The organism is Nocardia sp. NPDC050175, assembly GCF_044459885.1.
Lineage (GTDB): Bacteria > Actinomycetota > Actinomycetes > Mycobacteriales > Mycobacteriaceae > Nocardia.
In genome coordinates this window covers 640,415-654,734 of the sequence record NZ_JBITJI010000005.1, presented here as the reverse complement: position 1 = coordinate 654,734, position 14,320 = coordinate 640,415, and the positions used below count along the sequence as shown (strand labels likewise).

The 14,320-nt window shown below is 65.8% G+C and carries 16 protein-coding genes; 2 read left to right on the top strand and 14 right to left on the bottom strand.

The window, feature by feature from the left end; all coding sequences use genetic code 11:
* Positions 1–146: 146 nt before the first annotated feature.
* Positions 147–878 carry an LppP/LprE family lipoprotein gene (locus tag ACIBK2_RS20865; RefSeq protein WP_396969164.1) on the bottom strand — a complete coding sequence of 244 codons (732 nt, stop codon included), beginning with the start codon at positions 876–878 and terminating at the stop codon, positions 147–149.
* 360 nt (positions 879–1,238) lie between these two features.
* On the opposite strand from ACIBK2_RS20865, the gene ACIBK2_RS20860 reads away from it, so the two are divergent.
* Complete coding sequence (locus tag ACIBK2_RS20860; protein WP_396969163.1) at positions 1,239–2,138, top strand: serine hydrolase; 900 nt, start codon at positions 1,239–1,241, stop codon at positions 2,136–2,138.
* 1 nt (position 2,139) lies between these two features.
* Here the strand turns inward: ACIBK2_RS20860 and ACIBK2_RS20855 are convergent, their stop codons facing one another.
* The 13 genes from ACIBK2_RS20855 to ACIBK2_RS20795 form a co-directional block, all read right to left on the bottom strand.
* Positions 2,140–2,604 carry a group II truncated hemoglobin gene (locus ACIBK2_RS20855; RefSeq protein ID WP_396969162.1) on the bottom strand — a complete coding sequence of 155 codons (465 nt, stop codon included), beginning with the start codon at positions 2,602–2,604 and terminating at the stop codon, positions 2,140–2,142.
* Positions 2,605–2,750: 146 nt separating this feature from the next.
* Positions 2,751–3,326, bottom strand: a complete 576-nt coding sequence (locus tag ACIBK2_RS20850; RefSeq protein WP_396969161.1) for a hypothetical protein — start codon at positions 3,324–3,326, stop codon at positions 2,751–2,753.
* A complete protein-coding gene (locus tag ACIBK2_RS20845; RefSeq protein WP_379288193.1) occupies positions 3,323–3,835 on the bottom strand; it encodes a F0F1 ATP synthase subunit B in 513 nt (170 codons plus the stop codon). Before ACIBK2_RS20845 ends, ACIBK2_RS20850 begins: the two co-directional genes overlap by 4 nt.
* A 6-nt stretch (positions 3,836–3,841) precedes the next feature.
* A complete protein-coding gene (locus tag ACIBK2_RS20840; protein WP_379288191.1) occupies positions 3,842–4,099 on the bottom strand; it encodes a F0F1 ATP synthase subunit C in 258 nt (85 codons plus the stop codon).
* A 47-nt stretch (positions 4,100–4,146) separates the two neighbouring features.
* On the bottom strand, positions 4,147–4,944 hold the full coding sequence (gene atpB, locus ACIBK2_RS20835; RefSeq protein ID WP_396969160.1) for a F0F1 ATP synthase subunit A: 798 nt from the start codon (positions 4,942–4,944) through the stop codon (positions 4,147–4,149).
* Complete coding sequence (locus ACIBK2_RS20830; protein ID WP_379288189.1) at positions 4,941–5,342, bottom strand: hypothetical protein; 402 nt, start codon at positions 5,340–5,342, stop codon at positions 4,941–4,943. Before ACIBK2_RS20830 ends, atpB begins: the two co-directional genes overlap by 4 nt.
* Positions 5,343–5,748: 406 nt before the next feature.
* Positions 5,749–6,324 carry a DUF2165 domain-containing protein gene (locus tag ACIBK2_RS20825; RefSeq protein ID WP_396969159.1) on the bottom strand — a complete coding sequence of 192 codons (576 nt, stop codon included), beginning with the start codon at positions 6,322–6,324 and terminating at the stop codon, positions 5,749–5,751.
* Between the two features lie 181 nt (positions 6,325–6,505).
* A complete protein-coding gene (locus ACIBK2_RS20820; protein WP_396969158.1) occupies positions 6,506–7,786 on the bottom strand; it encodes an ABC transporter permease in 1,281 nt (426 codons plus the stop codon).
* On the bottom strand, positions 7,786–8,958 hold the full coding sequence (locus ACIBK2_RS20815; RefSeq protein ID WP_396969157.1) for an ABC transporter permease: 1,173 nt from the start codon (positions 8,956–8,958) through the stop codon (positions 7,786–7,788). The genes ACIBK2_RS20820 and ACIBK2_RS20815 overlap by 1 nt, the downstream gene beginning before the upstream one ends.
* Positions 8,955–10,466, bottom strand: a complete 1,512-nt coding sequence (locus tag ACIBK2_RS20810; protein WP_396969156.1) for an ABC transporter ATP-binding protein — start codon at positions 10,464–10,466, stop codon at positions 8,955–8,957. Before ACIBK2_RS20810 ends, ACIBK2_RS20815 begins: the two co-directional genes overlap by 4 nt.
* 24 nt (positions 10,467–10,490) lie before the next feature.
* Positions 10,491–11,585, bottom strand: a complete 1,095-nt coding sequence (locus ACIBK2_RS20805) for a BMP family protein (RefSeq protein ID WP_396969155.1) — start codon at positions 11,583–11,585, stop codon at positions 10,491–10,493.
* A 138-nt stretch (positions 11,586–11,723) separates the two neighbouring features.
* Positions 11,724–12,866 (bottom strand): metallophosphoesterase, encoded by a 1,143-nt coding sequence (locus tag ACIBK2_RS20800; protein WP_396969154.1) that lies wholly within the window; start codon positions 12,864–12,866, stop codon positions 11,724–11,726.
* Positions 12,867–13,015: 149 nt separating this feature from the next.
* A complete protein-coding gene (locus ACIBK2_RS20795; protein WP_396969153.1) occupies positions 13,016–13,732 on the bottom strand; it encodes a hypothetical protein in 717 nt (238 codons plus the stop codon).
* Positions 13,733–14,006: 274 nt separating this feature from the next.
* Between ACIBK2_RS20795 and ACIBK2_RS20790 the strand changes: the two genes are divergently transcribed.
* Complete coding sequence (locus ACIBK2_RS20790; RefSeq protein ID WP_396969152.1) at positions 14,007–14,189, top strand: hypothetical protein; 183 nt, start codon at positions 14,007–14,009, stop codon at positions 14,187–14,189.
* Positions 14,190–14,320 lie beyond the last annotated feature (131 nt).

Sequence of the window (14,320 nt, the reverse complement as noted above, 5' to 3'; positions counted from 1 at the left end):
GAACCCCCGGAATCGGTGTGGTCGGTAGATAGATCGGTACTGCGATGTCCTCGCAACTGACCGGTCTGCCGAGGCACGAACGTGGTCCTCCATCCACGAACTACGACGACAAACCAGACATCAGGCGAAGCTTGGTGCGGCTGTGGTTACTTGTCCGGGTTCGGCGGGAACTGTCCCTGTGCCGTGACGGTGGTGCCGTTCAAGGTGAACGTCACGTTGGTCGGTCCGCCGGACGGGCAGCAGAGCGCGTCTTCGGGCTTGGCCCAGCGGTACTGCAGCGAAACGGTGTTCCTGGTCTTACCGAGCACCGTGGTGTAGCTGTAGTACTTGGACGTCGCCGTCCCCAGGTACTTGCCGTCGGTGAAGTACAGGACGTGGTACCCGGGATGGCTGCCGTCCCAGTTCACCACCAGGTAGGACAGCACGCCGGAGCAGCCCGCCGAGATCGGGTCGGTGCTCGCCTCCACGATGGTCCACGGGTAGCCGCCGGCGTTCGGCGCCAATCGGCCGACCGCGTTGTGGGCGAGTTCGGAGTTCAGGTCGAAGCACAACCCATGTCCGCTGCCGTAAGGCCCTTGGTTCGAGGCCGGCGGCGGGGCGGGTGCGGGTTCTTTCTGATCGACCGGCACGCTCGCGGGCGGTAGTGCCTCGTTGGTCTCCGGCGCATTCGTTTGCGCCTGCGGCGGATTGGCAGGCTGATCAGTATTGCCCGGCTGCGCAGGCCCCGGTGCGTTACCCGGCGTGCCCGGCGCTGCGGGAGCTGTCGACGGGATCGGTGTCCTGGTCGCCTGTGGCGCCGGGCTGTTGGAACCGCACCCCGTCGCGCCGAGCACGACGCTCGCGGCTAGTGCGGCAAAAGCCCATGACTTGACGTTCATTGAACCCCCGGAATCGGTGTGGTCGGTCTGTAGTTTTCCGTAGTGCGGCGTCTTCGCAACTGCCCCGGTCGCCCGAAACACGATCGCGGTCCTCCATCCACGAACCTGCGTCGACTAACTGGTCATCGGGTCAATTTCAGTGTGTGTTACTAAGTTTCACTCGATTCGAGGCGGAGTAAACATAGTGCCCCCAATGTCGGGGGCACCGACACGCCAGTTGCGATTTGCCGCCGCCCTGAGTGTCGGGTTGCTCCGGCGCGGTCTGCTGGGAAAGATGCAGACCATTGAGAAATACCGGTGACCTGCATCTTCTGTCTAGCGACACAGCCCGTCTAGCGACACAGCGAGGGATGGACGTTCATGCGGAAATCGAGGGTGCCCCTGGTGCTATCCGGTGTGCTGGTCGCCGGGGCACTGGTCGCGGCCGCGCTGATGTACGAGCCGCGCGGAGCGGAGCACGCGGCACCGGCGCCGACGGGTCCGGCGCGCGAGGCGATCGGATCACCGCGCGGTTTCGATCCCGCGTTCAGGTCGCGGATCACCCAGGCGGAGGCCTACGCGAAAAGCCGTCCCGGATTCACCGGCATCGTGGTGCGCGACCGCCGCACGGGTGCGGTGTGGCGCAACGCGAATGCGGCGACCCCGATCTGGGCCTGCTCCACGCCGAAGCTGGCGATGGCCGTGGACCTGCTGCTGCGCGACGACCTCGGCTCGATCACGCTGGGCGCCGAGGACCGCGAGCTGATGCACCGGATGCTGCACGCCAGCGACAACGACGCCGCGACCACCCTGTGGGAACGCTACGGCGGAGAGAAGGCGTTCGCGCCGCGGTTCCGGTCGTTCGGCATGGCGGGCATCAAGTTCGCCGACGGGCACCCGGATACCTGGGGCTGGATCCTGGCCACCGCCAACGACCTCGAGCAGCTCATCGACTTCATCCTGGAGAAGGTGCCCGCGCGGCACCGCGACTACCTCGTCGGCGAAATGCGCTCGGTCGACGGCGGCGACTCGCTCGACACCAACCAGCAGTGGGGTGTCTGGGGCGCGGGCGATAAGGCGGCACCGGGGAACAAGAACGGCTGGTCCGACGACAACGAGGACGGCTCGTGGCTGATGAACTCGGTCGGATTCGTCGGGCCGCGTGAGCAATTCACCGTCGCCATCATGAACAACACCCAGGTGGTCGCCGACGGCTACCAGGTCGGCAAGGAGACGGTCACCAAGGTCAGCGAGATCCTGTTCAAGGATTACTTCAGCTGACTCAGGGCTGGTACGGCGGCGCCTCGCCCCAACCCCAGTGCGGCATCGGCGCTTTCAGGGGTGGCGTGGCATCGGGCTGGGAGTTCGAATGGGCGAGGCGGGTGCCCCACTCGACGTAGGCGAAGAAGGCGGAGCGGAACTCCGGGTCGGCGGGCATGCCTACCTCGTCGGCGGCGTCCATGAGCAGATTCACCCAGCGACGGCGTTGTGGTTCGGTGATCGCCTTGCCGAGGTGCTGGCGGACCATATGCGCGTAGCCACCACGCTCGGTGCTGTAGGTCTCGGGACCGCGGAAGACTTCGGCCAGCCACATCGCGACATATTTCGGATGTCCCGGATCCATGCCGGCGAACAGCGGGCCGACCAGCTCGTCCTTCAGGACCTCGCGGTAGAAAACCTCGGTGAGCGCCTCGAAAGCCGCTGTGCCACCGGCCCATTCGTAGAGGGTGGGCGTTGCCTCCGTCATTATTGAACTCCGATCCATAACGGCATGGCAGTATTCGAACGAAAGCCAGCATAATGACCGCAGCCGCGGGAGGACGAGCGATTTTCTTGCCGGAGGGCCCCGCTCGAGTGCAGCGAGTGGGGCTCAGGTCCGTCGAGGGTGGGTTGTCAGTTCCACTGGGATTGCGTGTGCGCCCGGCCGGACGAGCCGGTGTTCGCCATCGCCTGCAGGTCGTCCAGGAACCGTTCGACCGCGTCGGACTTGATCTGCGGCGATTGGACCTGCTCGCGCACGCTCTCGGTGGTGTGCGTCATGACCTGCTTGGTGAAATCGGCCTTGAGGTCGCGGATCAGCTGCCTGCGCATCAACTCGATCTGGTCGCGGCCTTGCTTGCCGACCCGTTCGACCTCGGCGGCGGCGGTCTCCCGCATCTTCACCACGATGGCGTCGGCGTCGGCGTGCGCGTCCTCGAGTAGTTGGGCGAGTTCGGCTTTCGCCTCGGCCAGGCCCTCGTCGTACACCTGCTTGGCCTTGCTGAGCCGGACCGCCGCCTGCTCGTTCTCCTCGATCTGTTTCCGGATGTCGCCCTGCGCCTTGGCCATCATCCTTTTGACAATCGGCAGCAGGTACTTGACGAAAACCCAGATAATGACCGCGAAGCCGAACAGCTGGCTGAAGAACACCTGCCACTCGAAATGGATTTGGTAGATACCTTCGGCAAGGATGTCGCTGTTAGGAGTCATGACGACGCCCGTCCTGTCTGCTGGCCTCGGCTTGTTTGGGCCCGCCGCTCATCATCGACACCGACCACGCGGTCGGCCAAAGACCGAGCGAGTGGCTCGACCGTCTCACGCAACTCCGCGGCGATCTGATCCGCCTGCGCCCGCAATTGCGCCTCGGCCTCCGCGACAATGCCGTTGGCCTCCTGCTGCGCCTGCCCGCGCATTTCCTCGAGAATTTCCCGGCCCTCGGCGCGCGCCTTGCTCCGGATCGCGGCCGCTTCCGACCGCGCCTTCTCCAGTGCCGCTTGATGCTTGGCTTCGGCCTCGGCGAACAACTGCCTCGCCTCTTTGGTCGTCGCCATGGTCTCTGCGGCCCGCTCTTCGCGTTCCTCCAGCACCTTGCGGATCGGTGGAACGACGAAGAACCAGATGACGCCGAGCACGATCAGGAAGATCAGCAACTCGACGAAGAAGGTGCCGTTGGGGATAAGGAAGTTCTCCGCGGCAACTACATCGGTTCTCGGAGACATGCCCGGTTACTTGCCGGGAGTCGCGAATACGAAAAGCGCCATGAAGGCTAGGTTGATGAAGTAGGCCGCCTCGACCAGACCGACGGTCAGGAAGAAGATGCCGCGCAACCGACTCTCGGCCTCGGGCTGCCGGGTGACACCATTGATCAGCGCCGCACCGGCCAGGCCGTCACCGATGCCCGCGCCGATGGCGCCGCCGGCCATGATGATGCCGCCGCCGATGAGGGCGCCCTGGATGATGGACGCGGTGGTTGGGTCTGCCATTTTCTACTTCCTATTCTCGGATGTTGGCTCGATCGGCAATTCGCCGATCAGTGGTGTTCGTCTTCCAACGACATCGACTGACTGAAGTACAGGAGTGTCAGCAGCGCGAAGATGAAAGCTTGAATTGCGCCGACGAACAAGTCGAACATTTTCCAGATGGCATTGGGTCCCCAGCTGATCCAGAAGGGGAACAACGTGATCACGGAGAGCATCACGCCGCCGGCGAACATGTTTCCGAACAATCGCAGGGACAGCGACAGCGGCTTGGCGATTTCTTCGATGACATTGATGAACACCATCGGGCCCCAGCCCGTGTGCCCCTTCAGTGTCGCCTTCAGGTGGCCGAAGGGACCGCGCCGCACGACGCCTGCGGACTGGTAGGCGATGAACACGAACAACGCGAGCGCGTAGACGAAGTTGACGTCCGAGGCGGGCGGCGCGAGCAACTCACCGTCGCCGATCTGCACCGGCAGCACGGACAGCCAGTTCGACAGCAGGATATAGACGAACAGGGTGACCGCGAGCGGCAGCGCGAACGGCGCGACCTTCATGCCGATCGCGCTTTCCACCTGGGCGCGCGCCTGGGTCGTCACGGTCTCGAAGAACAGCTGCACGCCGTTCGGTACCCCGGAGGTGATCTTGAGCCGCAGGAAGAAGGCCAGGCCGAGCACGATCAGCGCGGCGACCGACGTGGACACGATGGTGTCGACGTTGAAGGCCATGCCGAAGGCGTGCGCGACCGCATGGTGGCCGACTTTGATCTTCGGTTCCTCGGCGGGCGCCTCTTGCGCGAGCAGCGTGACGCTCGAGGCCAGCTGGGTAAATGAAATGGCTGGGATCGTCATGGCGTCTGGCGAAGCCCTTTCAATTCAGGCAGGACAGTGTTGAGGACCAGGGCGACTTGAAAGAGCGCCAAGCCGAAGAAGATGCCGACGCCATTGGGGCGTGCGAAGAAAGCCACCAGGATGGCGACGGCGGTAATGCCGAGCAGGCGAAGCGCGGAGGAACCTACCAAACGCTGCTTGCTCGGCGCTTCGGAACTGGCAATTCGGGTGATGGCCCACAACGTGAGTTGGGCATTCAACCAACCGACCGCGAGTCCCGCGCAGATGAAGGTACCGAGCAACAGTCGGTCTATCAGGCCCGTTATGCCCAGAGCCAGCACACCCAGAGCGATCGCGGCAATAGCCGCGCGACGTATCTGGATCCTATTCACGTCCACACCGACACCGCCCTCGCCCATACCCCCACCTCATAGTGGGGGACGTGATGAATCGATAGCATACACATGCCAACCACCCTGCGTGGCAAGGTTTTTGATCTTTCTTGACTGGGTCTTGATATTAGCTACAGACATCATCTGGTTACTGTTGCGAACCGTTCTCGGCGCAGGTGCGGCGCCATTCCAGAAGTGCCGCAGAACCTTTTGGCAACGGGCTGACGTGGGAAAAGTCTGTCGCACACGGAATCGACGTTGATGCGGTCGGCGGAGCCTGGTTCTGCGTGCGAGGAGTATAGCCACTAAGGTGGTGAATCAGTGGCAACTTAGCGAAGTCCGTCAGGGGCCTTGTCCGTGATGTGTCGGTACAGAATTTCCAATTGCCCCGACTTATACGTTTTGTCCCTTTTGTCCGAATTTTGGATGCTGATTACTTGCTATCGGAGACGGTCGGTTCTACCGGTCGCGGCACGTCCCGCTCGGGCAAGTGCACAAGAATCAGCCCGACCCCGGCGATCAGGAAGTTCTGCAGCGCCGCGGACGACGCATTGACCTCTTTGTTCGCCCACATCCGGAACCATTCCCCGGCCACGGTCAAGAATCCGCCGAGGAACAGCAACATCACCATGGTCCAGCCGAGGCTCGACAGTTTCGCGGCCACGCCGGGACCGACCCGAAGGCGGCGCGGCCACCCGCTCAGTTCGCGCAGCCAGGCCACCGCGGCGGCCAGCAGTACGAAGGTGATCAGGAACTCCCAGATCACGATCAGGATGTAGGCGACGAGGGCGACGTTGCCGCTGGTGATGGCCCGCCAGTCGGTGCCCGAGTTGTGAATGGTGGACCGCATGGACAGCACGGCGGCCACCCCGCGCCGGTTGGTGACGGTGTCGGTGCAATTGGAGACCGCGACGAACAGGTAATAGAAGCCGGTGATCGCCGCCAGCACCGCGACCGCCGTCCGGCGACTACCTACCACGTCGAGCATTCGGGAACCGCTGAGTGTCATTTGCCCTGCCTCGGATCGACTATCGACGAGAAGTGCGGGAACGCCCCGGTTTTCGCGCGCCGGTCGGCGCCGAGCGCGCGGTCGAGATCGACAAACTGGGATCGGACCCCATATTAAGGGCAGCCGCGCGGTAATCCTGGCGATGGACGAGAAGCTGGTCTCGGCGGCACGCTACGCGTGATCAGCCGGGGACGTAGGGTTCGCCGTCGGCCTTCGGTGGCCGTACCTGCCCGACCGCGCCCGCCACGGCGATCACTGTGAGCAGGTAGGGGGTCATCTGCAGGACCTCGGTCGGGATGGGTGTCGCCAGTACCTGCAGTTGGCCCTGCAGAGCCTTGGTGAAGCCGAAAAACAGTGCGGCACAGGTCGCGCCGAGCGGGTGCCAGCGGCCCATGATCACCGCGGCCAGCGCGATGAAGCCGTTGCCCGCCGTCATCTCCTTGGTGAAACCGCCGGTCGATCCGATGGTGAAGTAGGCGCCGCCGAGTCCGGCTATCGCGCCCGCGAGCAGCACGGCCTGATAGCGGACGCGCAGCACCTTGATGCCGACGGTGGCCGCGGCACGCGGATGCTCGCCGACCGCCCGCACCCGCAGTCCCCAGCGGGTCCGATACAACACGAAGCCGAGCACGGCGACCGCGACGACCATCGCGTACACCAGCGCGGTCTGATCGAAGATCGTCGGCCCGATGATCGGGATCGAGGACAGCACCGGAATGGCCAGCGGCTGCATCGTTCCGGGGTTGTTGAACCGGGCCGGGCCGTCGGTCAGGCCGGTGAGCTGATCGAACAGGAAGCCGGTGATGCCGGTCGCGAACACCACCAGCACCACGCCGAGCACGATCTGATTCACCAGATAGCGGATCGAGAACACCGCGAGCAGCCAGGCGATGAACACGCCCGCGACCACCGCGGCCAGCGCCCCGACGAGGAAGCTGCCGCTCACCGTGGCGATGATCGCGGCCGCGAACGCACCGGCCAGCAACTGTCCCTCGATGGCGATATTGATGACACCGGCCCGTTCGCACAGCACGCCCGCCAGCGCGCCGAGAATCAGCGGCGTCGACAGGGCGAGGGTGCCCTGAATCTGGTTGGTGAGCGGGAAGATTTTGCCCGACGCCGCCCAGCACACGAACGTCACCACGAACGCGATACCGAACACGGTGAACAGCACCGCGGCCCACCGCCCGGTCAGTCCACGCCACAGGTGCGCGATCGCGATCGCGAGGGCGACCACCGACAGCAGCAGCGCCGCCGGTTTGGCGGGCACGTCGATATCGGACGGACCCGCGGCGTCCGGTGCGGCCAAGCGGAAGTCGACGTCACCCGACTTGGTGAACACCGCGAGGGCGACCGCGGTGACCGCGAGGATCAACAGCAAGATCCCCAGACGCAGCCGCTGCTGATGCTTCTCCGGTGATTCGAGCGCGCGAGCGGCGGCACCGGTTGTGGTCGTCACCATCAGTTCCACCCTTTCGCGAGTACCGCGTCCGCGCGCTCGGCGCGGATCCGGAAGACGGTGCGCACCAAGGCCGACGCCGCGACCAGCACGACGATCACCGCCTGCAACACGGTCACCAGGGTGAGCGGGGTGCCGGTGGCCGCCTGCATCTCGTTGCCGCCCGCGTTCAGCGCGCCGAAGAGCAGCGCCGCGTAGACCGTGCCGATCGGACTGCCTCGGCCGAGCAGTGCCACGGTGATGCCATCGAAGCCGAACGACCCGGCGATCCCGTTGGTCAGCGGCAGATCGGTGCCGAGCACCTGCTGAGCGCCGCCGAGTCCGGCGAGGCCGCCCGCGATGAGCATCGCCAGCACATACGCGCGCCCGACATTCATGCCTGCCGTGCGCGCCGCGTCCGGGTTGGCGCCGACCGCGCGCAGCTGGAAACCCAGCGTCGATCGGGACAGCAGCCACCACACGAACACCGCCGCGCCGACCGCGACCAGCAGCCCGAGATGCAGTCGGGTGTCGCCGAATCGGGGCAGTTGCGCGGTGTCGTCGACCACCGGGCTGATCGGCTCGTTACGGCCGGGCCGCTGCAACCATGAGGTGGTGAGCAGCCAGGTGAGCGCGTACAGCGCGACGTAGTTGCCCATGATCGTGGAGATCACCTCGTGCGCGCCGGTGCGCGCCTTCAGCAGCCCGACGATCCCGCCCCACAATGCGCCACCGACGATCCCGGCCACCAGGGCGACCACCACGTGCAGCACGGGTGGCAGATGCACCGAGAAACCGACCCAGCCCGCGAACAGCGCACCGGCGATGAGCTGACCTTGCGCGCCGATATTGAACAAACCGGTGCGGAACGCCAGCGTGACCGCCAGGCCCGTGCAGATCAACGGCGTTGCCGCTACCAATGTTTCGGCGATCTGATGCTTGCCGCCGAACGCGCCGAGGAACAGGGCCTTATAGGTGTCCGCCACCGCGTTGTACGCCGCCGACACCGTATCCATCGGCCGTGCGAAGAAATAGCCGAACGCGCCCGTCACCTTCGGGTCGCTGAAGATGATGAGCAGCGCGCCGACGACGAGCGCGAGCAGTACCGCCAGCGCGCTGACGATCAGTTCGCGCACCCATGGCCGGTCGAACCAACTCGCCACCCTGCTACCACCGCTACTCGATGCCCCGGTCATCGATCACGCCCCGGTGCCGCGCCCGCCATCATCAGGCCGAGCTGATCGCGCGGGGTGTCCGGGCCGACGATGCCGACGATCTGCCCGCGATACATCACGATGATCCGGTCCGACAGCGCGTAGATCTCGTCGAGCTCGGTCGAGACGATCAGTACCGCGGTGCCCTGATCCCGTTCGCGGACAATGCGTTTGTGCACGAACTCGATCGACCCGACGTCCAGGCCGCGGGTGGGTTGACCGGCGATCAGCACCTCCAGCGGCCGGGACAGCTCCCGCGCGAGAACGACCTTCTGCTGATTGCCGCCGGACAGGGTGCTGACCGGATCGGCGGTGGACCGGACGCGGATGTCGAACTCCTCGACCCGTCGCGCGGCATTGCGTTTCACCGCGGTGGGGGACAGCACGCCGTGCCGGGAGAACTCCGGGCGGTCGATCAGATCGAGCACGAGGTTCTCGGCGACGCTGAACGTGCCGATGCAGCCGTCGTGCGAACGATCCTCGGGCACATAGCCGATGCCTGCGTCCAGGTGCTGGCGCGGCGATCGGCCGACCACCTCCCACCCGCCCACCGTGACGGTGCCCGCCACCGGTGTCCGCAGCCCGAGCAGCGCGCTGACCAGTTCCGACTGCCCGTTGCCGACAACGCCCGCGATGCCGACGATCTCGCCGCCGTCGACGCGGAAGGACACCTCGTCGACCACCACGGTTCCGGCCGCGTCGACCACGGTCAGGTCGGTGACGACCAGGGTGGGTCCGGTGGGTGCGGCGGGTGTCTTGGCGACCACGAGTTCGACCGACCGGCCGACCATCAGCTCCGCGAGTTCGGCCTCGGGCGTGGCCGGATCGACGGTGCCGACCACCGCGCCGCGCCGGATGACGGTGATCCGGTCGGCGATCCTGGTGACTTCCTTCAGCTTGTGCGTGATGAAGATGATCGAGGTGCCGTTCGCGGCGATGGCGCGCAGCACGCCGATCAGCTCGTCGATCTCCTGCGGGGTGAGCACGGCGGTCGGCTCGTCCAGGATCAGCACCTCGACGTTGTTGGCCAACGCCTTCAGGATCTCCACCCGCTGCTGCTCACCCACCGACAGGTTCGCCACCAGCGCGTCCGGGTCCACCGGAAACCCGTAGCGCTGGGACAGCTCCCGCACCTGCTTGCGCGCCGCCGCGCGATCGAGCACGGCGAAACCCTTGGTGGGTTCCCGGCCGAGGATGATGTTCTCCGCGACGGTGAACACCGGCACCAGCATGAAGTGCTGGTGCACCATGCCGATGCCCGCGGCGATCGCGTCGCTGGGCGACAGACAGGTGACCGGCTTGTCATCCAGCAGGATCTCGCCGTCGTCGGGCTGCAGCAGCCCGTAGAGCATGTTCATCAGCGTGCTCTTGCCCGCGCCGTTCTCGCCGAGCAGGCAGTGTATTTCGCCCGGTTCGACCACCAGGTCGATGTGGTCGTTGGCCAGCAGGGTGCCGAATCTTTTGGTGAGACCGCGTAGTTCGAGCCGCATATCGCTCCCGGTGACGGCCGCGGCTCACTTGGCTGCGGGCTGGGCCTTCGACGTGAGGGTGATCTTTCCGCTCGCGAGATCGGCTGTCAGCGAGGTGATTTCGCTCTTCAGCTCGGCCGGGATGGTGGCGTCGAAGTCGTGGTAGGGCGCCAGGCTGACGCCCTTGTTCGCGATGGTGCCGACGTAGGCCTGGTTGCTGAACTGCTTGTTGTAGGCGTCGGTGATCGTCTTCGTCACCGCGATATCCATCGCCTTCTCGACGCTGGACAGCAGCGACGAACAGTATTCGGCGGCGCTCACGCAGCCGTCGGTGTCCACCCAGATCGCGGTGACCTTGCCGCCGGAGGAGTGCGCGGCCTCGAGCGCGCCGAGGCCCGCCGGACCCGCCACCGGGAGAATGATGTCGGCACCCTGGCTGATCAGGTCGTTGGCCTTGGTCTTGCCGATGTTCTTGTCCTGGAAGTCATTGGTGATCACGCCCTGCTGGGTGGCCTCGTCCCAGCCGAGCAACTGGACCTGCTTGCCCTTCGCCTTGTTGTAGTAGGCGACGCCCTCGGCGAAACCGTCCATGAAGATGGCGACGGTGGGGATGTTGATCCCGCCGAAGGTGCCGACCTTGCCGGTCTTCGTCTGGGCCGCGGCCAGATAGCCGGCCAGGAACGACGGCTGGGCGGAATTGAAGGTCAGCCCCTGCAGGTTCGGCAGCGGCGGGTTCTGCTTGGTATCGGTGTAGGCGTAGTCGACGATCGCGAAGTTGATATCCGGATTGGCCTTCGCCGCAGCGTAGGTGGCGTCGCCCTGCTTGAAGCCGATCGTCACGATGATGTTGCACTTCTGCCGGACCATCGTGTTGATGTTGGTCGGATAGTCGTTGTCCGACTTCGACTCCAGCTGCGCCTTCGCGATGCCGAGGGCGGCGACCGCGTCGGTGACGCCCTTGAGCGAGGTCTGGTTGAACGACTTGTCGTCGAACTTGCCGGAGTCCGACACCATGCAGGCCTTGAAGTCCTTGGTGCCCGCCTCGCCGCTCTTGCTCTGTTCGGCCGGCGGACTACCGCACGCGCCGACGGTCAGCACGAGAACACCGGCAGCGGTGAGGGTGTGCAGCCACCTACCCATATTTGCCTCCTGAAACGCGATACCCCGCAACCCAACTCACCGAACCTGCTGGGCGAGTGCAGTAGTGGTGGGAGTTTAAGACGCGGAACCGATCTTGGCTCGGTTTCCGCGTCATCTCCGATATCGGGTTCCGGCGGGCTAGCTGCGCGCGGGGGCCGAGCGCAGGATCAGCACGGTGACCTCGCTCGGGGCGAAAACGCGCAGTTGGGGACCCCAGAAGCCGGTGCCGCGGCTGGTGTAGAGCTGGGTGTGCTCGCCATGGCGGCTCAGGCCCGCGACGACGGGTTGGTCCAGGCGGACCAGGTAGTGGAACGGCCAGATCTGGCCGCCGTGGGTGTGGCCGGAGATCTGCAGCGCGACGCCCGCCTCGGCGGCAGCGGTGATCTGCTTGGGTTGGTGGGCCAGCAGCACCACCGGCAGTTGCGGGTCGGCGCCGGCGAGCGCGGTCGGCAGGTCGGGGCCGTGGCCGGGCAGGCCGACGCCGGTGGGGTCGTCGATACCTGCGATCACCAGACTGTCGCCGTTGCGGGTCACCGTCTGGTGCTGGTTGTGCAGTGGCTGCCAGCCGATCGAGGCCATGTGGTCGATCCAGCCCTGGGCATCGCCGAAGTACTCGTGGTTGCCGGTGATGTAGAAGCGGCCGAGTGCCGCGTCGACCTTGCCGAGCGGGTCGACCTGCGGGTGCCGCTTCGCGACCGAGCCGTCTGCGAGATCGCCTGCGTGACAGGCGATATCGGGTCGCTGCTCGTTGACGACCGCGACCACTTTCGCCGACCAGCGCAGCCGATCGAGTGCGGCGAAGTGGGTGTCGGTGACGACAACGAGTCGCAGTCCGTCGAGGCCGCGTCCGAGGCCGGGGATCGACACATCGACCGTGCGCACCCGCGGCACCCTTCGCGCCTCGATGATTCCCCAGATCACCAGGGCAACTGACACCGCGAGTACACCCACTGCCACGATGCGTGAGCGGGCCGGATCGTGCACACCGCCGACGGTCAGCGCCAGTCCGACGACGTTGCCGATCACCGACCAGCTGAACACCACCCACGCGATACCGAGCAACGTGTCGCCGACGATGGACGCCGCATCCGATTGCGCGGGTCCGTGCCCGAGGAACATCGACGCGGGCAGGCCGACGAAGGTCAGCGCGAACACCGCGGTACCGAGCCAGAACAACAATCCGGTGCCCTCGGTGGGCGCGCCGACCAAGGTCCACCACGGGACCAGGAACAGGATGGCGGGGATCGCCAGGAAAAGGGCAACGCGGGGCACGTATTTCAAGAGACCATCCTCGTCGGCGGGGGGTGTGCTTCGCGCGGTCCCTCCGCCCGGCGCGGGCAATACCGACGATAACAGCGCTGACGGGTCGGCTCAGCGACGAACCACACCGCACGGTCTGTGCGATGTGGTTCGGGTCGATTCGGTCCGGATCAGCAGGAGCCGCTGCCACTGCCTGCCGTGCCGGGTGCGCCCGCAGGGGCGCCTGCGCCGCCTGCGCCGCCTGCGCCGCAACTGCCGAGAACGCCGGTGCCGGTCTTGGCTCCGCCGTTACCGCCACCACCGCCCGCGCCACCGGTCCCCTGGCCGCTGGCGCCGCCGTTGCCGCCGCGTGCGCCCGCGCCGCCGTTGTTATTCGCGCCCGAGGCGTTGCCGCCGTTACCGGCCTTGCCGCCGCGTCCGGCGCTATCGGGAGCCACCGCGTTGCCGCCGAGACCGCCCGCGCCGCCGGAGGCGCCCGCCGAGCCCGCGCCGCCGATAGAGCCCGCGCCACCGTTACCGCCTGCGCCGCCTGCCCCGCCGGAGCCACCGATGGGTCCGGCGAGTCCGCCGAGGCCGCCTGCGCCGCCCGCGCCGAGGGCTCCGAGCCCGCCGTTGCCGCCGATACCGCCCGCGCCGCCTGCCCCGCCGCCGTAGCCTGCGCCGCCGTTACCGCCGTTACCGCCAGGGCAATTCAGGGTGCCGGGGCTGCCGTTCCCGCCTGCGCCGCCTGCCGGTTGTGAGGCCGTACCGGGGGCACCGTTGGCGCCGTTCATGGCACTGCACGTGGCGAAAGCCGGTGGGGCAATGGCGATCATGGCGCCGGTGGTGAGGATGATGCCGCCGAACAATGCGGCGATACGGGTACGTGCGGTGCGATTGTTGGTCATGATAATTCTCCTATATAGCTGATGCGCTGCGGTCGAAATGAATTCGGCCATGGTGGCGCGCGTCTTCGATTGCTCCGCTTCGGTGCGAAGTACGGCGAATGCGCGGCGCGTCACGGCGCATTCACCGGCCCGCTATTGATCGCGAGCCAATTACTTCGCCGGTTTCGTCAGCGCGTGTGAAGGCTGGAAATCTGCAGTGGACGTAGTCGTCGCTGAGTTCGGGCTGTCATGTGTAATCCGTTGCTACCGAGACTGTTACGGATGGCCGCATCGCGTGGCCATCATCGCTGTGGAACGTCTCGATGCCGGTAATGAAGCACTGACATTTGCGAATATTCATCCATGCTTTGACTCATCTGCCAGCAGTGGGCATCAATCTGATGCCGCCATGGGCTGGAGCAGCAAATTCAGCCTACGCCTTTTTGGTGCCGATTACTACGGAGCGTATGCGAGCTAAAGCGAATTGCGTATTTTCACATGGCATTTTCGAGAAATGCGTAGGGTATTGCTTGCGGCGTCGGCAACTTTGCTGGATCGAATCGAGACCGCGGCGCATGGGCTGGTGGGGGCGTAATCGGGTGTCTGGGC